This window comes from Acidobacteriota bacterium, assembly GCA_009838525.1.
GTDB lineage: Bacteria > Acidobacteriota > Vicinamibacteria > Vicinamibacterales > UBA8438 > VXRJ01.
Genome location: VXRJ01000010.1, coordinates 99,835 through 119,351, shown reverse-complemented (window position 1 = coordinate 119,351; position 19,517 = coordinate 99,835). Strand labels below are relative to the sequence as shown.

General features: G+C 66.7%; 19 protein-coding genes. 14 read left to right on the top strand and 5 right to left on the bottom strand.

Going from position 1 to position 19,517, the window contains the following annotated elements; all coding sequences use genetic code 11:
* The first annotated feature begins 50 nt into the window (after positions 1-50).
* From F4Y45_02045 to F4Y45_02015, 7 genes are all read left to right on the top strand, one after another.
* Entirely contained in the window at positions 51-2,195 is a 2,145-nt protein-coding gene (locus F4Y45_02045; GenBank protein ID MXY23287.1) for a PQQ-binding-like beta-propeller repeat protein, read from the top strand.
* A 21-nt stretch (positions 2,196-2,216) separates the two neighbouring features.
* Positions 2,217-3,215: a hypothetical protein gene (locus F4Y45_02040; GenBank protein ID MXY23286.1), complete on the top strand. Its 999-nt coding sequence runs from the start codon at positions 2,217-2,219 to the stop codon at positions 3,213-3,215.
* A gap of 25 nt (positions 3,216-3,240) precedes the next feature.
* Positions 3,241-4,572, top strand: a complete 1,332-nt coding sequence (locus tag F4Y45_02035) for an alpha/beta hydrolase (protein MXY23285.1) — start codon at positions 3,241-3,243, stop codon at positions 4,570-4,572.
* Positions 4,569-5,090: a hypothetical protein gene (locus F4Y45_02030; GenBank protein ID MXY23284.1), complete on the top strand. Its 522-nt coding sequence runs from the start codon at positions 4,569-4,571 to the stop codon at positions 5,088-5,090. The genes F4Y45_02035 and F4Y45_02030 overlap by 4 nt, the downstream gene beginning before the upstream one ends.
* A 108-nt stretch (positions 5,091-5,198) precedes the next feature.
* Positions 5,199-5,741, top strand: coding sequence for a hypothetical protein (locus F4Y45_02025; GenBank protein MXY23283.1), 543 nt, complete (start codon positions 5,199-5,201; stop codon positions 5,739-5,741).
* 5 nt (positions 5,742-5,746) lie between these two features.
* Positions 5,747-6,148, top strand: a complete 402-nt coding sequence (locus tag F4Y45_02020) for a hypothetical protein (GenBank protein MXY23282.1) — start codon at positions 5,747-5,749, stop codon at positions 6,146-6,148.
* Positions 6,149-6,180: 32 nt separating this feature from the next.
* The gene (locus F4Y45_02015) at positions 6,181-6,672 is read left to right on the top strand and encodes a hypothetical protein (GenBank protein MXY23281.1); all 492 of its coding nucleotides are present in this window, start codon (positions 6,181-6,183) and stop codon (positions 6,670-6,672) included.
* On the opposite strand, the gene F4Y45_02010 is transcribed toward F4Y45_02015, so the two are convergent.
* On the bottom strand, positions 6,673-7,734 hold the full coding sequence (locus F4Y45_02010) for a hypothetical protein (protein MXY23280.1): 1,062 nt from the start codon (positions 7,732-7,734) through the stop codon (positions 6,673-6,675).
* On the opposite strand from F4Y45_02010, the gene F4Y45_02005 reads away from it, so the two are divergent.
* Entirely contained in the window at positions 7,697-9,832 is a 2,136-nt protein-coding gene (locus F4Y45_02005; GenBank protein MXY23279.1) for an alpha/beta hydrolase, read from the top strand. The genes F4Y45_02010 and F4Y45_02005 overlap by 38 nt on opposite strands.
* A 94-nt stretch (positions 9,833-9,926) precedes the next feature.
* On the opposite strand, the gene F4Y45_02000 is transcribed toward F4Y45_02005, so the two are convergent.
* Together F4Y45_02000 and F4Y45_01995 are read right to left on the bottom strand one after the other, a co-directional pair.
* On the bottom strand, positions 9,927-10,271 hold the full coding sequence (locus F4Y45_02000; GenBank protein MXY23278.1) for a type II toxin-antitoxin system PemK/MazF family toxin: 345 nt from the start codon (positions 10,269-10,271) through the stop codon (positions 9,927-9,929).
* Positions 10,265-10,501 (bottom strand): ribbon-helix-helix protein, CopG family, encoded by a 237-nt coding sequence (locus F4Y45_01995; GenBank protein ID MXY23277.1) that lies wholly within the window; start codon positions 10,499-10,501, stop codon positions 10,265-10,267. Before F4Y45_01995 ends, F4Y45_02000 begins: the two co-directional genes overlap by 7 nt.
* A gap of 139 nt (positions 10,502-10,640) precedes the next feature.
* On the opposite strand from F4Y45_01995, the gene F4Y45_01990 reads away from it, so the two are divergent.
* Entirely contained in the window at positions 10,641-11,258 is a 618-nt protein-coding gene (locus tag F4Y45_01990; protein ID MXY23276.1) for a PadR family transcriptional regulator, read from the top strand.
* A complete protein-coding gene (locus tag F4Y45_01985) occupies positions 11,255-12,004 on the top strand; it encodes a hypothetical protein (protein ID MXY23275.1) in 750 nt (249 codons plus the stop codon). Before F4Y45_01990 ends, F4Y45_01985 begins: the two co-directional genes overlap by 4 nt.
* A gap of 12 nt (positions 12,005-12,016) precedes the next feature.
* Here F4Y45_01985 and F4Y45_01980 read toward each other — a convergent pair whose 3' ends face one another.
* Both F4Y45_01980 and F4Y45_01975 read right to left on the bottom strand, forming a co-directional pair.
* Positions 12,017-13,006: a Fic family protein gene (locus F4Y45_01980; protein ID MXY23274.1), complete on the bottom strand. Its 990-nt coding sequence runs from the start codon at positions 13,004-13,006 to the stop codon at positions 12,017-12,019.
* A gap of 240 nt (positions 13,007-13,246) precedes the next feature.
* Positions 13,247-14,110, bottom strand: a complete 864-nt coding sequence (locus tag F4Y45_01975) for a dienelactone hydrolase family protein (GenBank protein ID MXY23273.1) — start codon at positions 14,108-14,110, stop codon at positions 13,247-13,249.
* A 190-nt stretch (positions 14,111-14,300) separates the two neighbouring features.
* Between F4Y45_01975 and F4Y45_01970 the strand changes: the two genes are divergently transcribed.
* From F4Y45_01970 to F4Y45_01955, 4 genes are all read left to right on the top strand, one after another.
* Positions 14,301-15,377 (top strand): alpha/beta hydrolase, encoded by a 1,077-nt coding sequence (locus F4Y45_01970; GenBank protein MXY23272.1) that lies wholly within the window; start codon positions 14,301-14,303, stop codon positions 15,375-15,377.
* Positions 15,378-15,515: 138 nt separating this feature from the next.
* A complete protein-coding gene (locus F4Y45_01965; protein ID MXY23271.1) occupies positions 15,516-16,607 on the top strand; it encodes a hypothetical protein in 1,092 nt (363 codons plus the stop codon).
* Between the two features lie 8 nt (positions 16,608-16,615).
* Entirely contained in the window at positions 16,616-18,172 is a 1,557-nt protein-coding gene (locus F4Y45_01960; protein MXY23270.1) for a BCCT family transporter, read from the top strand.
* 66 nt (positions 18,173-18,238) lie between these two features.
* The gene (locus F4Y45_01955) at positions 18,239-19,459 is read left to right on the top strand and encodes a carboxymuconolactone decarboxylase family protein (GenBank protein MXY23269.1); all 1,221 of its coding nucleotides are present in this window, start codon (positions 18,239-18,241) and stop codon (positions 19,457-19,459) included.
* Positions 19,460-19,517 lie beyond the last annotated feature (58 nt).

Here is a 19,517-nt window from a genome sequence, read left to right as displayed (position 1 = left end):
TTCCTCCCTTCCGTGCTATCTGTAGCGAGCCGGTAAGCCGGAGGAGCACGATGAAGCGTTACCGCACGACAAGCGGCATCCTGTCGGCAATCGTCTGCCTGCTCGGCATGACTTCCCCGGTCGCCGCGCAGCTTCCGGGGGTCGCGGACGGGGAGTGGCGCTATCTGGGCGGCGACGCCGGCCACACCCGCTCCAACCCCTGGCTCACGCAGATCAACGCCGGCAACTTTGCCGACCTGGAGGTCGCCTGGATCTGGCGAGGCGACAACTTCGGGCCCGGGATGGAATACACCGTGCGGTCCACGCCGGTGTTCGCCGACGGCGTGCTCTATACCGTGGCCGGCCAGCGGCGGCAGGTGGTGGCGATTGACGCCGCGACCGGCGAGACCCTCTGGACTTTCCGTGAGCCGGAGACGATGCGTTATCTCCGATCGCCGCGCAGCGACTTCGGCAAGGGTGTCGCGTATGCGGAGGTGGACGGCCGGGGCGTCGTCTTCATCACGTCGCCCGCCTTCTTTCTCTGGGCGTTGGATGCCGAGACCGGGCGACCGCTCGAGGGGTGGGGCGAGCCGGTCGGCGTCGACGCCTTTTCCCCGAACGGGGTCGTGGACCTCATTCCGCCGCTGGTAGCCGACTGGGGCCCCTGGCTGGCGTGGGACGGCCCGTATGACCCCGGCCATGGCATTCCCCAGCAACTCGGGATGGTCACCGCGTCGTCGCCCCCGATCGTGGTCAACGGCGTGGTCGTCGTGCTGGTGGGGCATGAGCCGAGCTACGACCAGACCCGCATCGAGAACGTGCCCGGCGACATCATGGGTGTCGATGCCCGAACCGGCGAGGTGCTGTGGAAGTTCCACATCATCCCCCGTCCCGGCGAATACGGCCACGAGACCTGGGAGAACGACGCGTGGCGCTGGTCGGGCGACATGTCCACCTGGGCGCCAGCCTCGGCCGACCCCGAGCTCGGGCTCGTCTACCTGGTGACCAACGCCTCGACGGTCCAGTCCTACACGGGCCATCGGCCGGGCCACAACCTGTTCGGCGGAAGCGTTCTGGCCCTCGACGTGGCGACCGGGGAGCGGCGGTGGCACTACCAGATCCACCGCAGCGACCAGTGGAACTACGACATACCGACCGCGCCGATCCTGATGGACCTGACGGTCGACGGCGCGCGGGTGCCGGCGCTCATCCAGAACACCAAGCAGGGGCTCATCTTCGCTTTCAACCGGGCCACCGGTGAGCCGCTCTGGCCGATCGAGGAGCGACCGGTGATGCAGACCCAGGTGCCGGGCAACTACACGGCCGCCACTCAGCCGTATCCGACCCGGCCGGAACCGCTCGACCCGATCGCTGCCGATGGGTTGACCGAAGACTACGTGCTCGACTTCACGCCGGAGCTGAAGCGCGAGGCGCTGGAGATTCTGAGCGAGTTCCGGGTCGGAGGCCTGTACATGCCTCCGCTGCCGTATCCGCACGACAACGACTACCGGAACGTGATCGGTTGCATGGGCGGAGTCAACATCTACAAGCCGCCGGTGGCCGACCCGACGACCGGGATCCTGTACGCGTCTCACAGCCGGGCGTGCAGCGCGCCGCGCTTCATGGTGCCGACCAACGGCGTCGATGAGCCGCGCGGGTTGCCCGGACGGTCGGCCGAAGCCTGGCGGGGCCGGGAGCGGCACACGCCCACCACGGGCACGACCGTGGCGGCCTGGGCGCCCGGCGGACCGGCTGAGTTCCCGGCCCAGATCGACGGGCTGCCGGTGTACCGTCCCCTTTTTCAGGCACTGTCCGCCTACGACATGAACACGGGGGAGCGGCTCTGGGAGATCCCAATCGGGGAGACTCCCGAGCGGTTCCGGAACCACCCTCGTCTGGCCGGCGTCGATCTGCCCAACCTGGGCGGTTCGGGGCATTCCATCCAGATGGTGGTGGGCGATCTGCTGGTGCAGACCACCGAGGATCTGCGGGGCGAGGCGGAGCTCAGTGAGAACGGCCAGCCGCTGCTGCGGGCCCGAGACAAGCGGACGGGCGAGATCGTCGCCAGCGTCGAGGTGCCCATTCCGGGCCAGTACGGCATGATGACGTACCTCGATGAGGGAGTGCAGTACATCCTCATGCAGGCGGGGAGCGCGCGGCGCGGGCAGCCGGGAGCGCTCGTGGCGCTGCGCCTGCCGGAAGACGCAATCCGGTAACACAGCAGGAGGTCGTAAGAGATGTCACGAAGACGTTGCACGGCGCCGGTCGCCGTATTCCTGAGCGCCCTGCTCGCACCCGGGCTTTCCGTCGCACAACAATCATCCGCGGATTCCGGCGCCCCATCGTTGCGGACGGCGTGGGGCGACCCGGACCTGCAGGGCGTCTGGAATCACGGCACTGCGACGCCGCTCCAGCGCCCCGAAGAGTACGCGGGCAGGGAGTTCCTGACAGAGGAGGAAATCGCCCAAGCCAACCTGGAAGCGACAACCTTCGCTGAGTCGAGTCGCAGGAGCGAGCTCACGCCCGAGCGAGACGTCGCGCTCGCGTACGACCAGGTTTGGTGGGATCGTGGACTCTCGGACGGCCGCACGGCGCTGATCGTCGATCCTGCGGATGGTCGACTTCCGCCGCTCTCTCAGGAGGGCGAGGCGCGTTTGGGATCACGCCAGCCTGGCGGCGGCGGGGGCGGTCGCGCACGTACCTCGAACGGCCCCGAGGACCGGAATCTCTGGGAGCGCTGTATAACGCGGGTTCTGCCACGACTCGGGGGTGTCTACAACAACAACTTCCAACTGTTCCAGACCCCGACGCACGTGGCGATTCTGCATGAGATGGTGCATGAGACGCGGGTCATTCCGCTCGACGGAACCCCACATCTCGACCCAGGCATCCGGCAGTGGCTGGGCGATTCGCGTGGGCGATGGGAGGGCGACACGCTCGTAGTCGAGACAATGAACTTCACCGACAGAACACCCTACCGAGGGTCGACCTCCAACCTGCGTCTGGTCGAACGCTTCTCGCGTCTCGACAGCGGCACCCTGCGCTACGAGGTAACGGTTGAAGACCCGGCGACCTGGACGCGCCCCTGGACGGCGGCTCTGGACATGCCCATGACCGAGGGCGTCATGTACGAGTACGCGTGCCACGAGGGAAACTACGGGATGGTGAACCTCCTCAGGGGCGCCCGTGTAGAGGAAGGGTCAATGCCACCCGGCGCCGAAACGGGGAACCCTTAGCATGACTATCAATCGCAGAGCATTCATGGTCCGCGCCAGCGGCGCCACCCTTGGCCTGTCCGTGACGCTCGCGGAGAGTCCAGCCACGGCACGTGCGCCGGCCCGCGCGCCTGCCCCCGCGCAGTCGGAGCTGGAGGGATTCGATCCGCACGCTCTCGTGACTCTCGTCAATTCGGATCCGGAGTTCGAGATCACCGCCCACGAGTGGAACGCACTGGTGCAGGTTGGAATCGACACCTACCACTATGGTGTAACCGTCCGTGGCGGACGGGTGGTCGAGGTCGTTCCGACAGATCCCAGCGCGGACTTCGACGTCAGAATCGCCGGCCCGGTTGACGCCTGGCGTCAAGGATTCGGTGACTACGGTCTTCAAACCTCCGGAGACGACACCGATCACCGTTGGCCCTACCAGGCGGCCATCCTGCGCCTCGCGGCGCTGGTTCGAGCCGCGTTGGGGGCGCCGGTTCCGGAACTTCTGGGAGAGCAGGTCGACCGGGAGTTCGATTCGATCGTCGGCCGCTACGTCTACGTCCGGATCCGAGGTATCCAGTACCGCGTGTACTTCGAAGAAGCCGGCGAGGGTCTGCCGATGGTGCTCCAACACACCGCCGGCTCCGACAGCCGGCAATGGCGGCACCTTCTCGAGGACCGCGAGCTTCAGCAACGGTTCCGGATGATCGCCTACGACCTGCCGTTCCACGGGCGGTCGCTCCCGCCGACCACGGACCGATGGTGGGCCACCGAGTACCGAATGGACACGCAGCATCTCATGGATTCCATCGTGGCGATTTCCAACGCGCTGAACCTCGATCGCCCCGTCTACATGGGCTGCTCGGTGGGTGGCTATCTCGCCCCCGACCTCGCCTACTACCATCCCGACAAGTTCCGGGCGGTGATCGGTATCAATTCATCGATTGCGGGCGGGCGAGTCGAGGACAAGGGCAAGCCGTATGTGAGCCCCTTCAGCCATCCGCAGAACAGCACCGCCTACATCGGGGCCCGGATGTACATGATCACCTCCCCGGAGGCCCGCGAGGCGTTCAGGAGGGAGACGGGCTGGATCTACAGCCAGGGCGGCCCCGGGATCTTTGGCGGCGACCTCTACTACTTTTCGGTCGAGCACGATCTCAGAGGGAAGGCGCACACCATCGACACTTCCCGGGTCGGCGTCCACCTCCTCAGTGGCGAATACGATCCGACGGCAAGAGGGCCGGCGGAATCGCTGGCCGCACTGATCGACGGGGCCACCTACGACGTGATCGAGGGTGGGTCGCACTTCGCGATGAGCGATGACTATCCGCGCTTCCGCAAGCACCTTCTGCCGGTGCTCGATCAGATCTACCGGGAGAGGGCATGACCCGCGCGGCCGCACGAGGTTTCGTGGCGCTGGTAGTGGGAGGGGTGTGTCTCGTCAGCCAAGGGCCCGGCTTGGCCCAGCAGACCGAGGCGCCCGCGGAACTACGGTCGCTCCTCGAAGGGACCTGGGAACTCGTGGAGTGGCACGTCGATGGCGAGGTCCTCCGTCCGCCGGCGGCCGGCGGTCGCTGGGTGAACCACGACGGTGTCGTCGTGGCCACATTCCACCGCGAGACGGCGGCTGGATTCGAGTCGTTCATTGGCTACGGCACCTACGAGATGGACGCCTCCCACTGGAGCTATACGTACGACCGGATTGAAACCGCGAGCGGACCTTCCGCCGGGGAAGCCGCCGTCACGGTGCGGCCGGGGGGCGAGCCTCGGCGATTCACGATTGCCCGCGACGGGGATGCGGTCGTTCTCGAGGGGACGAACGACCGTCGTGAGTACGCGGACGGGTACTTTTCCTACCTGCCGAACGGCACGCTGCTGCGCAAGTACCGGAAGGTCGAGGAGTAACCATGCCTCGGGGGAATCCGTTTGCGCGCGCCTCGCGGAGCGGACGAGACTCGTATCTCGGACGCGTTCCAGGAACCGGTGTATAACGGGGACCGCAGGAGGGTGAGCATGAGCGCAGAGTCGATCGTAAGGAAGAACCTGCTCGGAATCGCGGCCACGCTGGTGCTGGTCGTCCTGGCCGGGGGTGTCGTCTGGACCGTGAACTGTCCGTGCGAGACCACGCCCGGCTTCGTGCTGCTGGGCGACGCCCACGAGGAGCCGGTCACCGACTGGAGCTTCGCGAACGACGTCGATTTGTGCGCGATCCAGATCGGCATCTGGATGAGACCGCATTCCGTGAACGTCAACTGCATGGCGACGCCGGATGGCGCGCTCTTCATCAGTTGCTCGGTCGGCGCGCAGAAGTACTGGTGTCCGCGAGTCGGGGAGGACCACTCAGGGCGGCTCCGCCTCGACGGTGTCGTCTACCCCGTCTTCCTGAACCGGGAGGTGGACCCGGCCTCGCTCGATCGGGTCTGGGCGGCTCGGATTCGGAAGCTGCAGAAGCCGGAAGTACAGGCACGGCAGCCGGGGGGCGGTGGCGAACCGCCTCCGCTCGACACCCCGCGGCCGGAGAGTTGGTGGACGTTCAGGGTCGAGTCCCGCGGGTAGCCGTCATGAAGCTGGCGCTGAGTTTGTTGCTGGGGCTGAGCCTGGCGCCGACGGTCGCGGATCACGCGCGCGCCGCGCAGGATCGCGATGCGGCGGACGCCAAACCCGTCGACTTCCGCTGGGTGGGGACAACCTCCCACGCCTGGGGAGCCTGGGTCACGCCCGGGGCCGCCGTGGAGGACTGGATCGAGCGGGCCATCCCCCTGTGCGCCGAGGAGGAGATCTGCGAGATCAACGTCTTCGAGGGGCCCGAGCACGCGACGCACGAGTATCCGGTGCCCGAGGCGAACCGGGCCGGCCTGAAATGGATCCTGCGATACCGTCACCGCGAGACGCCCCGCGTCGTGGTCGAGGAGGCGCGGGCCGAGCCGGGACGCGAGCCCCGCACGTGGACTTTCGATCGATGATTCCTGGCCGGTAGGATCACGCAGAGGATCGCATGTCGAAGACAACCGTGTATTTCGTGCTGGGTTTCCTGGTCGGAGGCGCCGCCGTGGCATACGCTGTTACGGCGCCCTACGAGCGGTTCCCCGGCGTGGTGATCGGCGGTGAGTTGACGCCGCCGCCCGCGGACTGGAATTCGGTCAACGACGGGGGGGTCGTGCTCCTCAAGCTGGCCGGCTTTCCGCCTTTCGTGATCCGCATCGTGTACTCGACCGACGACGGCGGAATCGTCACCGCCACCCGGCCCGATGGCGGCTACTGGGCCGCCCGGGTACGGGGCGGGCGCGCGGATGGGTGGATCCGGATCGGCGACGCCACGTATGCGCTCACGGCGACCGAAATCCTCGGCGACGAGCGGATCCCGTACCTGGAGAACTACGCCGCCAAGAACGGGATGAGCATGGGGTACGACTTCGACGGCGAGATCATCCCCGGCGCCAACGAACCGGTACACACCTGGGAAGTGTTCTACTGGACGCCCAGGTAGCTACCGCGCAGCTTCGGCTTCCTGCCGCTCGATGTTGCGGTAAACCTCCTGAATGTGGCGGATGTCGTGATTGCCCTCGTGGCAGGCGTACTCGTACATCGGCCCCCCGGTCGACAGGATCGGCACCTCGGCGGTCCACGGCTGGTCCCACGTGTCCGGATCCTCGACTGTGAACGTGAAGTGGATATGGTCGTCCGCCACGCGCGTGAACCGCTCCACCACCTTGAGGTTGCGGCTCGAGCCCTGCCACGCCGTCTTGTCGTTGAAGTGGCTGCTCTCGATGACCAGGGTGTCACCCTCCCAGTACCCACGTGAATCGCCCGGCCACTGGCGGATCTTCTCCGACATGGGCGGCCGTCCGTCGATCGGGACGATCCGGGGCCCGTTGGTGCTCTGCTCGGTGAAGATCACGATGTGCGTCGGCGTCTGCAGGATGTGGTGGATGTCGTTGTACGAGGGCGGTTGCATCGGCGGCGCGTTGTAGCGGTAGTTGAGGCACCGCTCGCTGTGTGGGCGCAGTTCGTAACCGTCGAAGGCCCCCCGGTCGCCGCGGGCCGCCCGACTCTCGGCCGCCCGCGCCTCGGCCTTGGCGTTGCGCGGGGGAATCCGGCCGTTCGGCGGGTCGATGATCAGCGACGTACGCCGGGTCGACAGCCCCTTCGGCACCGGGGTGGCAAGCCAGATGGCGTTGTCGTAGTGGACGTAGCTCTCGTCGCGGTGTGTCTGGTCGAGAACCCGGGCCCGTTCCTCTGGATCCTCGATCTCGATGACGAACCGTGCCAGTGGATCGGCCCCGTCGACCGTCAGTTGCGACACGAGTTCGGCGAACTCCTCTTCGGTGTAGAACGCCTGGTCTCCGAGATACTCGGGCCGCTCCATCGGCGTGAAGGTCTGGGTGGTCCAGTAGCCCTGCAGATCGGGCTGGCCGTCCGGCAGGCGCGGCATCTCCCAGTCCGGATCCGGGTTCGGGGCGCCCCCGGACTGGCTCTGGGCGAACGCCGGCCCGGAAGCCAGCAGGGCAACCATGAACACGGTGGCGATCGTTCGAAGACGATGGTCCATCTCAAGCCTCCCTCGGAGGTTCCGTGGTTACTCGGAGTTCACCCATAATCGCTCATGTTCCGGCTGTTCGCAAGCCCTCGGGGAGGACGCCGGCAGCCACGCCGGACGGGCCGTGGTACCAGTAGGATTGACGAGGAGATGCAGCCGTAGGGGAGAACCCATGATCAACGAACGTCCCACCCGCTTCGCATGCGTGGCGTTGTCACTCGCGGCCGTGGCGCTGGCACTCGCCCTGCCGGGCGCGGTCTCGGCGCAGTCGCATCAGCCTCCGGCCGAACCTCCGTCGGACTGGGGACCCATCTCGATCAATCTGGAGGAGTACGAGTATCCGCATCCGGTCGAGTTCATGAACTTCCGGGTGTTCGGCCAGGACGTGCGGATCGCCTACATGGATGTTGCGCCGACCGGGCCGGCGAACGGCCGCGCCGTCGTTTTCCACCACGGGGGCAGTTACTACGGGTGGTACTGGAAGAGCCAGATCGAGGCGTTGACCGAGGCGGGCTACCGCGTCGTCGTCAAGGACCGGCTCGGCTGGGGCAAGTCCTCCAAGCCGATCCTCCCGTACAGCATGAGCCTGCACGCCTCCAACACGGCCCGGCTCATGGATCATCTCGGCATCGCCGAGGCCGCCATCGTCGGACACTCGATCGGCGGACAGATGGCAACTCGCTTTGCCTTCCTCTATCCGGAGCGGACGACGCATCTGGTCACGATCAACCAGATTGGCCTGACCGACCGCCGCGCGGGGCGTGGGTTCAGTCCGTTCGACGGCGAAATCGACGCCGATCCCGACTTGCAGGCCGCCTACGAGGCGGACGTCCGCACCGACACGCGGCGCTACGTGGAGTGGAAGCCGGAGTTTCTGGATCACCTCCGGATCCGCCACGGGCAACGGCTCAGCGGCGACTGGCCACGGCTCGCCTACGTGCGCCGGCTCGGCGGCAATCTGCGATCGATGGACACGGTGGTCAACGACTGGCCGCACATCAAGACGAAGACGCTGATCCTCGGCGGCGAGATCGACGGGCCGGACTTCCCCGCGAACGCGCGCCGGGCCGCCGAGATCCTCCCGAATGGCGAGGTCTTCCTGATCCCGAACGTCGGCCACAACCCGCACGAGGAGGTGCCGGACATCGTCAACGCCGAGCTGATCCGCTTTCTCGGCGCCAATCCGGGCACGCAGGCGATCCGGATCGAGCGCCTGCTCGATGGCCCCATCATCACGCCGGACATGGACGAGCGCATGGGCAGCAACATCGCCGGGCCGTCACTCATCCGCGTGCCGGACTGGATCGAGGATCCCCTCGGCCGCTACTACCTGTACTTCGCGGATCACCGGGGCCTCTATATCCGTCTGGCCTACGCGGACGAGCTGGCCGGACCCTGGACGATGTACGAGCCGGGGACGCTGCAGATCGAACAGTCGCACTTTCCCACGACCTGCCCGCCGTGCGGCGTCGACTCCCCGAATCCGGAAGGGGCGTATGCGCACATTGCCTCGCCGGACGTGCATGTGGACGACGAGCGGCAGGAAATCGTCATGTACGTCCACGGGCGCGAGCGCGGCCCGCAGGTGACCCGCGCCGCGGTCTCGACCGACGGCCTGCATTTCGAAGGGCGCCCCGAGATCCTCGGCCGGCCCTACTTCCGTGCCTTCCGTCACGATGGTCACGTCTACGCCCTGGCGATGCCGGGCGTCATGTACCGGGCGCGCGACAGCCTGACCGGCTTCGAGGAGGGGCCGGACCTGTTCAATCCGAACATGCGGCATTCGGCCCTGCTGAAGCGGGGCGACACGCTGTTCGTCTTCTGGACGGAACGGGGCGACGCGCCGGAGCGCGTCTGGGTGGCCAGCATCGACCTGACCGGGGACTGGCACGACTGGGAGGCGAGCGAGCGCGTGGAAGTCCTTCGCCCGGAGCGGCCGTGGGAGGGTGCGGACTTGCCGGTCGAGCCGTCCCGGGGCGGCGCCATCAATAGCCCCGTGAACCAGTTGCGCGATCCGGCGATCTTCGAGGAGGACGGCCGCATCTACTTCCTCTACGCCGTGGCCGGCGAGCGGGGAATCGCCCTCGCGGAAGTGCACGTCGACCCGTAGCAGCCTGTAGTGCAACCCTGCGCATCGCCGCTCGAATGTAGCGGAGGGCACCGCGGGCTGTTAGCCTGCCGACCAGAAGGGCTGGCGATAGCGGTCAGAGATCCAAGACGCGCCTGAGCCCGGCATCCACGCGCATCATGAGTCGGGGAGGAATCTGTCCGACCCGACGGGAAAGATAGCTTTCGTCCAGAGTGATGATCTGCGTGACGTTGGCTACGGAGTCAACCGGGAGCCCGGTGCTCTTCGCGGGAAGAAGGACGTTACCGGGCATGTCGACGAGCCGCGCGTTCGACGTGAGGATCACCCCCAGGATGGTGTTCAGTCTGCTTCGGTTGAAGGCGTCGGCCTGGACGATGAGGATAGGGCGCGCAAACCCGGGCTCGGAGCCGCGAGGGTCATCCAGATCGGCCCACCATACCTCCCGCCGTGTTACTACCATTTCGTGGAACGAACGCTGCGGGCCTGAGCCCTCCGCAACGCCGGCTCGACGGCGTTCGATTCATGGGCAAGCACTTCGTTCAGCTTCGACGTGACATCAGCGTCCCGGTGCTTGGCCAGGTACTCGGCGACCGCGACGGCGAACAACTGGCTTCTCGACACCCCCTGGCGTTGCGCCAGGTCGTTGACCGACAGGAAGAGCTCGTCAGGGAGTGAGATGGCCGTTTTCATACCGAGATTATACCGTGGTTGTACTCTCTGCCAGAACACCTACGGACCTCCTCCCCGGGACGCTGGTCTCGAAAAAAACCGCATTGACAAGGCTATGTCGGGATTTATATAGTAGCTATATCATCATTGATATAGCGACATGAGTCTCGACCACATTCTCCTCGGCCTGCTGCGCGAACCGGCCACCGGCTATGACCTCAAGAACGCGTTCAGCGAGCACGCCCGGCACTTCTGGTCGGCCGAGTTGAGCCAGATCTATCCGACCCTGAAGCGACTGGAGCAACGCGGCCTGCTCCGTAGCCGGATCGAGCCGTCCCCGAAGGGACCCAACCGCAAGGTCTATGCCTTGACGGACGAGGGCCGGACGGAGCTGCTCCGCTGGTTGCACACTGGCCCCACGGTCGGCACGGAGCGTTTTGCTTACCTCGCCCAGCTTTACTTCATGGATGCGATCGGTGACATCCACGAAACCCGCGCGTTCATGGCGACGCTCCGGGAGCGGCTGGCCCGGTGGCTGGCGCAGCTGCAGGCGGTCGAGCGGGACGTGACGATGACCCACGGCGGTGCGCCGGAGCACTACAGCGACGGCGGCTTCCACCGCTTCGCGGCACTGCGTATGGGCATTCACTCCATCGGGTCGAAAGTAGCGTGGTGCGACGAAACGCTGGCCGCCATTGATCGCCGTCTGGCCGCTGCACGCGTCGCCGGGGGCCTCGTGCAAGGAGAGGCGGCGGAACATCGAGAGGAGCCGGCATGATGACCATCCTGGAGTTGACGCTCGGCGGGTTCGTCCTGGCACACGTCGCCACCGGGTTCGTTGGACTCGTGGCGTTCTGGATTCCCGTCTTCGCGCGGAAGGGAGGCCGGTTGCACGTGCGGGCCGGCCGCGTCTACGCGTACTGCGCCTATGTCGTGACGCTGTCGGCGGTCACGGTGTCGGCCGGACGGATCGTGTCCTACCAGCTCCAGGGCATCGGTCTCGCGGAGCGGCCCGATCTCTATGGCTTCGCCGTGTTCCTCGGCTACCTGGGGGTGGTGACGTTCGCCACGGTGCGTCAGGCGATGCGGGTCGTCGCGACGCGCAGAACGCCGGAGAAACTGCGTACGCCGTTCCATGAAGCACTCGGCTGGGCGTCGATCGCCGGTAGCGTCACGGTCATCAGCTACGCCCTCGCCGTCTGGTCCGATCTCTCGCCGATTCTGCTGGGACTCAGCCCCATCGGCCTCTTCACGGGTCCCGGCATGCTCCGTCTGATGCGCAACCCGGGGGCGCGTCACATGGGCTGGTTCTATAGCCACCTCGGATCAATGCTCGGGGGCGGCATCGCGTTCCACACCGCGTTCGCCGTTTTCGGCGCGCAGCGTTTCTGGGCCTACGAGCTCGCGGGACCGTTCGCCATCGTCCCATGGATTCTTCCGACGGTCATCGGCATTCCGGCCATTATCGTCTGGACCCGGTACTACCGCCGGAAGTTCGCCCCGGCGGCGTCGGCGCCTGCGTAGGGGCCGGATCGACTAGCTGGCGGAGACCTTGGGGTCGCGCCGGTAACGGCTCGCCACGTACTCGTCGACCCAGCGGCGGGAGCTGCGCCAGTGACCATCGGAGCCTCGCGTGGCTCGGAGTCGGCCACGTTCCGCCGCGGCCCGTAGCGCCGATGCCTTCATTCCCGGCGTTTCCAGCGCGGCCAGCGGCACAAGTCGCGCCGGGCCAGCCACTGCCGGGATGACGAACCGGTGCAGACTATTGAGGATGGCCCGGGCGAGCATCTCTCCCAAGGGACTCGGCTCGCCAGCGTCGGCGCGACGCAACGCCTGAAGGTATCGGGCACGGTCACGCTTGTAGATGATTGCGGGCGGGTAGCCGAGGCGGACAAGTACAAGGTTGAGAATCAGCCGTCCGGTTCGGCCGTTTCCGTCCAGAAACGGATGGATCTGCTCAAAGCGGCAATGGGCCGCTGCGAGCACCTCGGGGAACAGGGTGTCGGTTGCTTCGAGAGCGTTCACGCGGTCGACCCACGTCGTCATTTCTCCGGGAATGAACGGCCATGACACGGGCGCCATGCCATCGGGAAAGGGATGGACCTCGTGCTCGCGGAAGTTACCAGGCGCCTCGCGCGAGGTCGCGCTCGGATGCGGCGACACCTGCCAAACGGGCGTCAGTGCAGCCTGGTGCACATGCCGCACCTCCTCCAGAGTCAGGATCCGTTCAGGATGCGCGAGTCTGTTCGGGCTGATTGCCTGACGGTAGACCCAGTCCGCTGCGTCGGCGTAGCCTCGCACTTCCATGTACTCGTGCAGTTCCTTGTTGCCGACAGCTCTCCCTTCGTTGAGGAGTCGCTCGACCTGCTTCAAGATCAGGGTGTTGCCCTCTATGGCGGTGGAGTGGTGAGCCTCCTCGTACCAGATGCCACGCCAGATGCCGGCCGCTTCCGCCTCCACCGGGCTCGGTAGACCACCCAGTCGTTCCCGCAACTCCGTGATCTGGATCGCGAGCTGACGGTAGATATCCGCGCGCCGGGGCCTGCCGCGGCCCCGCAGAAAGTATTCGTTCACGGCAAAGTAAATTTATCGAACACTTTCCCGTTTGTCGAGTCTGGCAGAAAATAAATTTACCGAACACTTTCTGCGGGGCGAGGTTAGACGTACGAAGCTTCGGACCAGCCGTGTGGGTGGCCGATCATGGCCGCCAGCGCGCCCTTGCGGGCGCGCCGGCGCCAAAGCTTCTGGCCGGAGCCTCCGGGACTATCAGAGGGCGCGTTCGAACAGGGCCAGCAGGCGGCTCCACGCCCGCTCCGCCTGGGCTTCGTGGTAGACCTGCGTATCGGGCGGGCACCAGCCGTGCAGCGCGCCCTCGTACACTTCGATCTCCGCCGGGAGGCCTGCCGATTCGAAAGTGTCGCGCAGGACGTCCTTCGCCTCGGGCTGGTTCTCGTCGTCGTTCTCGGCGATCGCGAACAGGTAATGGGCCGTCATCTCCGGCACCAGCAGGTGAGGGCTGTCCGGCTGGTCGGTCACGAGGCCGCCGCCGTGGAACGAGGCGCCCGCGCCGATGCGGTCGGGCAGCGCGGCCGCCGTCCGCATGGTGATGGGACCGCCCATGCAGTAGCCCATCGTCCCCATCTTCCGGTTGCTGTCCACTGACGACTGGCTATCGAGGAAGCCGACGAAAGCCCGTGCATCCCGCACGTGGGTGTCCGGGTTCAGGGTTCCCATCAACGGCATCAACGTCTCGCGCAGCGCCGCGAAATCCGTCGAGTCGACGATCGGCGCCCGCTGCGTCCGGTAGTACTGGTTGACCACCAGGACCGAGTAGCCGGATTCCGCGAGCCGCTTGGCCATTTGCCGCTTCGCCGGCCGCAGGCCGAAGGCGTCGGGCCAGATAAGGACGCCGGGATGGGCTCCGCTGGACGGGTGCACGAAGTAGCTGTCGCACGTGCCATCCGGGGTCGTCACGTCGATTTCGGATTCGGTCACGTCTTGGGCGTTCACGGGCTGGGGGAGCAGGAACGCGAGCCCGGCTCCCGCCGAGACGGCCCCGAACTCCCGGCGCGTCATCCCCTTCGCACGAAGGTACCGCGCAGTGTCGGCGTCGGTTCTCACATCACACATCTTGGCCTCCTTGCTGAAACCCACCCAGTGGGCTTCGGATTCTCCTGATGATCGCTTGATATTACGCGAATCCGTGGCAACCGGGGCTAAGAATCTCGACGCCAGAACGGCCGGACCAGGCGATGCTGATGCTGCGCCCGCTTCAGCAGGACGTGCAATTCCCCATTGAAGCAGGCAGCGGTTCTGGGGAATGATGGGGCGCAGAACGGGTTTGAGGACTTTCCGGCTCCCGGGGGCCGGTAACGGGGGGAGACGGATGGTCAGACGATACGTGGTCAGAACGGCGGTGGCATGCACCCTGGCGGCGCTGGCCGCGTCGTGCGGATCGGCGGATGATGATGCGGAACCACCTGCCGTTACGGGCGACACAGCGGCTTCCGGCGCGGCCGGGGATATGGGCGAGCCCGCCGGCGATATAGCGCAGACGCAGATCGACGTCGGCGACTTCACGTTCGACGTGCGGACGGCCGGTCCCGATGACGGCGAGGTCGTGATCCTGCTCCACGGCTTCCCACAGACGTCCTACGAGTGGCGCCACCAGATCCGCGCGCTCGCCGAGTCCGGGTTCCGCGTGGTGGCGCCCGACCAGCGGGGCTATTCGCCGGGCGCGCGCCCCCCGGAAATCGAGGACTACGCGCTGCCGCTCCTGGTCGGGGACATGCTTGGCCTCGCCGACGCTACCGGCGCCGACCGCTTTCACATCGTCGGCCACGACTGGGGCGCCGTCGTCGCCTGGGCTATGGCGGTGGCCGCTCCCGACCGGGTGATCACGGCGAATCCAGTCTCGGTTCCGCACCCGGACGCCTTCGCCGCGGTGCTTAGCGACCCGGAATCGTGTCAAGTCGAGGCGTCCGCCTACTTCGACATCTTCGTTCAGCCGGATTCGGAGGACGCGTTCCTTGCCGCCGATTCCGCCGGACTGCGCGCCATCTTCGCCGGTATCGACGACGAGGCGGTGGAGGAGTACATCCGCGTGCTCGGATCCAAAGCGGCGCTCGGCGCCGCCCTCAATTGGTACCGCGCGAACGTCGCCGACCGTAATCTCCAGGGGCCGGCCGCGGGCAACGTCACGGTGCCCACGATGTTCACGTGGAGCGACGGCGACACCGCGCTCTGCATCGACGGCGCCGTACTCACCGAGCAGTATGTCGACGGGCCCTACCGCTTCGAGGTCCTTGAGGGTGTGAACCACTGGATTCCCGACCTCGCACCGGAGGCGATGTCGTCGCTGCTGGTCGAGCACATCACGCAGTACAGCGAGCGCTGATGGCGTCTGTCGAGTGGGAGATCACGCGCCGATAGATTCCATAGCATCAACTTGGGTTTTGCGATGGGCCCGTTGCCGACATCTTCAGCGTCCGGCACTTCAGCCGAAGCCGGCCCGACCCGCCACCAACACGCGGGTATGTCCCTGTCGGCTTTGGCAGCGGCAACCTGCCTGATCGCCGCTGGCGCCTTCATTTCGCTTGCCGCGCAGTCGGAATCGACCCTGGAGCGTCTGCTGGCCGATCAGGTCGATTTCTCGGACGACGACCTGCGGGCGCTGGACGATGGCGCGGTGGTGATCACCACCCTGGACACCCGAGTCCGTCAGGAGCTTGCCCACATTGGTGTGGTCTACCTGGATGTGTCCGCCGCCGAATTCGTCGATCGCTTCCGGGACATCGAGGCGTTCGAGAGCGGCCCGGGCATTCCGCAAATCGGCCGATTCAGCGATCCCCCGCGGATCGAGGATCTGCAGGGACTGACACTGCCCGAGGTGGACCTCGAATCGTTGCCGTACTGCCGCCCCGGCGATTGCGAGCTCAAGCTCTCGACGGACGGGATGAAGCGATTCCGGAACGAGGTGGACTGGACGTCGCCAACCGCCGCCGAACAGGCTAACCAGATAGCCCGGGAGATGATTCTCGAACTGCTCCTGGCTTACCGGGCGGAGGGGAACGGAGCGCTCGGAGCCTACGCCGACAGCGACAGGCCGATGGCGGTGGCCGAGCAGTTCCGCGGCCTGCTCACCAACCGCGATCCGCTGCCCAACTCCGTGCCCGCGTTGCTCACATACCTGGAGCACTACCCGCTGGGTCTTCCCCCGGGCGCCGACGAGTTCTTCTACTGGACGGTGGCCGACTTCGGCCTCAAGCAGACCATCCGGGTGAACCATGTCACGATCTACCCGCTGGCTAGCGGCGCAATGCCCGGCGAGGTGTACGCTATCGCCATCAAGCAGCTGTACGCGAGCCACTACTTCCACACCACGCTTGAGTTGCGCTTCGTGACCGGTCATCCACTCCAGTCCGACCGGGACGGCTCGGCCCTCGTTTCGATCACGCGGTCGCGCAACGACGGGATGACCGGGTTCAAGGGGTTCTTCCTGCGGCCGATCATTCGGGGACGTTCGCGCGATGCCGTGCGCGGCTATCTGGAGCACGTCCGGCGGCAGGTTGAGAGCCCCGCTCCGACGACCAAGTCCCGGGGCACATCGCCGCCAACCGTGCCTTGAGCCGGCGCATGGCGATCCCCGGGCGGACGAGCTACGAGCTCGGTCGGGACAACGTCCAGTTCCTCGGTCTCGACGTCCACAATCCGGTCTTCGCCGTCTCCAGCCTCACGATCATCGCGTTCGTCGCCGGCGTGCTGGCGTTCCTGGACGCGGCGGCCGGCGTTTTCGACGCGCTCTACACGTGGCTGACGTCGACGTTTGACTGGGTCTTCATGAGTGCCGGGAACATCGTCGTCGTCTTCTGCCTGATGCTGCTGGTGACGCCGCTCGGCCGCATCCGCCTCGGTGGTCCCGACGCCAGGCCCGACTACTCAGTCTGGTCATGGTTCTCCATGCTGTTCGCGGCCGGCATCGGCATCGGCCTGATGTTCTTCGGGGTGGCCGAGCCGCTCGACCACTTCCTGAATCCGCCGCTCGGCGTCGACCCGGCAGACAGCGCCGCCGCGCACCGGCTCGCGATCGCCTCCGCCATCTTCCATTGGGGCGTGCATGCATGGGCGATGTTCGCGGTAGTCGCACTCGCACTCGCCTTCTCGGCTTACAACCTCGGATTGCCGCTTACGCTGCGATCCGGGTTCTATCCGATTCTGGGCGAAGCGGTGTGGGGCCGCTTCGGCCACGTCATCGACATCCTCGCCGTGTTCGCCACCCTCTTCGGGTTGGCGACGTCGCTGGGCCTGGGCACCGAGCAGACGGCGGCGGGATTGGCGCACCTGTTCGGCGTGCCGGACACGGATACGACGAAGGTTCTGTTGATCGCCGGCATCACGGCCATCGCCATGGCCTCGGTGGTTGCGGGGATGGACCGGGGCATCAAGCGCCTGAGCCAGGCCAACCTGCTACTGGCCGTGGTGCTGCTCGCGTTTGTGCTGGCCGCCGGCCCGACCTTCGACCTGCTCTCGGGATTCGTCGCCAGCCTCGGCCACTATGCGGTGGCGATCGGACCGCTCAGCTCGTGGGTCGGCCGGGACGACTTCGACTTCCTACACGGGTGGACCACCTTCTTCTGGGCGTGGTGGCTCTCGTGGACGCCCTTCGTCGGCATGTTCATCGCGCGGGTCTCACGGGGACGCACGGTGCGCGCCCTCGTCGGCTGCATGCTGGTCATGCCGGTGCTGGTCTCCGCGCTCTGGATGCACGCTTTCGGTGCGACCGCGCTGTCGCACTACCTGGCCGCGGGCCAAACCGCCGCGGTCGAGGCGGTCCAGGCACAGCAGCCGGAACTCGCCCTGTTCCGGATGCTGGAGGTGCTTCCGTTTGCCGGCCTCACGTCCGTCGTCGGCATCGTGCTGGTGGTCGTCTTCTTCGTAACGTCTTCCGACTCCGGCTCGCTGGTCATCGACACCATCACCGCTGGCGGCAAGCTCGACGCGCCGGTCGCCCAACGTGTCTTCTGGTGTGCGTTCGAGGGCATCGTCGCCATCACCCTGCTGCTCGGCGGCGGGCTCGTGGCGCTGCAAACCGCGGCGCTGGCCACCGGCTTCCCGTTCGCCCTGTTACTGCTGGCGCTGTGCTACAGCATCTGGAAGGGGTTGCGCGCGTACGCGGCCCGAAGCCCGTCGTAAGGGGTTGGCCGGAGCAAGACTTGGGTGTTCCGCGAACGGGACGTTCGCCCCGAGGGAGGTATAGCCATGGCGAAGAGGATGTTTCGCATCGCGGTTGCCGGAGCAGCGCTGCTCACCCTGCTCGGCGCCGGTCCGGCCATGGCCCAGGCGCTGCCCGACCCGCCGCCCGGAGATCGGCAACCGGTGGGTCTGTCCGCGCCGCGCATCGCGCCGCTCCCGGAGTCGCAGTGGACCGACGAGCACCGCCGCCTGGTGGACAGGTATGCGGGCGACGGCCGCTCCGATAACCAGCTCCACACGCTGCTCAACGTCCCCGCCATCGTGGAAGGTCTGATGCCGTTCACGGTTTACCTGACGGAGGCGTCGACGCTGACGCCGCGGCACCGGTCGCTGTTGATCCTCCGGGCGGCCTGGCTGTGCGGCAACCAGCCGATCTGGGCGACGAACGCGGCGCGGGCGCGTGACGGCGGGATGACGGACGGCGAGATCCGCCGCATCGCGGAGGGACCGGACGCGGCGGGATGGGACCCGCTCGAGCGGACGCTCCTGCAACTGGCGGATCAGTTGTATCTGAACTCGTCGGTGGCCGACGCCACCTGGAGCGCCCTTGCCGCGCGCTTCAGCGAACATAACCTGATCGACGCGGTCGAGACCGCCAACCACTTCATGGTGCTGTCGATGATTTACAACGCGTTCGGCATCCAGCCGGATGACGACACGCCGGATCGGTTCCCTGCCGACGTGCCCTACCGGATCACGGTGCCCGAGCGCGAGCCGCGGCTGGCAACAGCGCGACTGGAGCCGCTCGACGGGCCCGGCATCGCGGTCAGGCGGACGTTCGCGCGGCATCCCGCGATGGCCGAAGCGCGCGGCCCCAGGGCGGGCTACATCAACCGCATCTCGCCCCTCTCGCCGCACGACCGGGAGATCCTGATCCTGCGCATCGGATGGAACTGTCAGGCGGTCTACGAGTGGGCCAAGCACGTCGGCACGGTGGGCCGCGCACGCGATCATGGCGTCGACCCGCGCGCCGTGGCCCTCGGTCCGGATGCACCGGGCGCCGGCGGCCGCGAAGCGATCCTGCTGCGGCTCGTCGACGAGCTGTACCAGAACGCGATTGTCTCGGACGAGACCTGGCGCGCCCTCACCGCGGAATACGACGCCGTCGAGGCGATGAGCGCCGTCTACACGCCCAGTTCTTACCGGGCGACCTCGATGTCGCTCAACGCCTACGGCGTGCAACTCGAGCCGGGCGACGAGGGCTTCCCCGACGTGCCGCTGCGCTGAGGTGCCGCCGGAGGGCTCAGTCCGGCAGCCGGAAGACGATCAGCCCCGGCACTTCTCC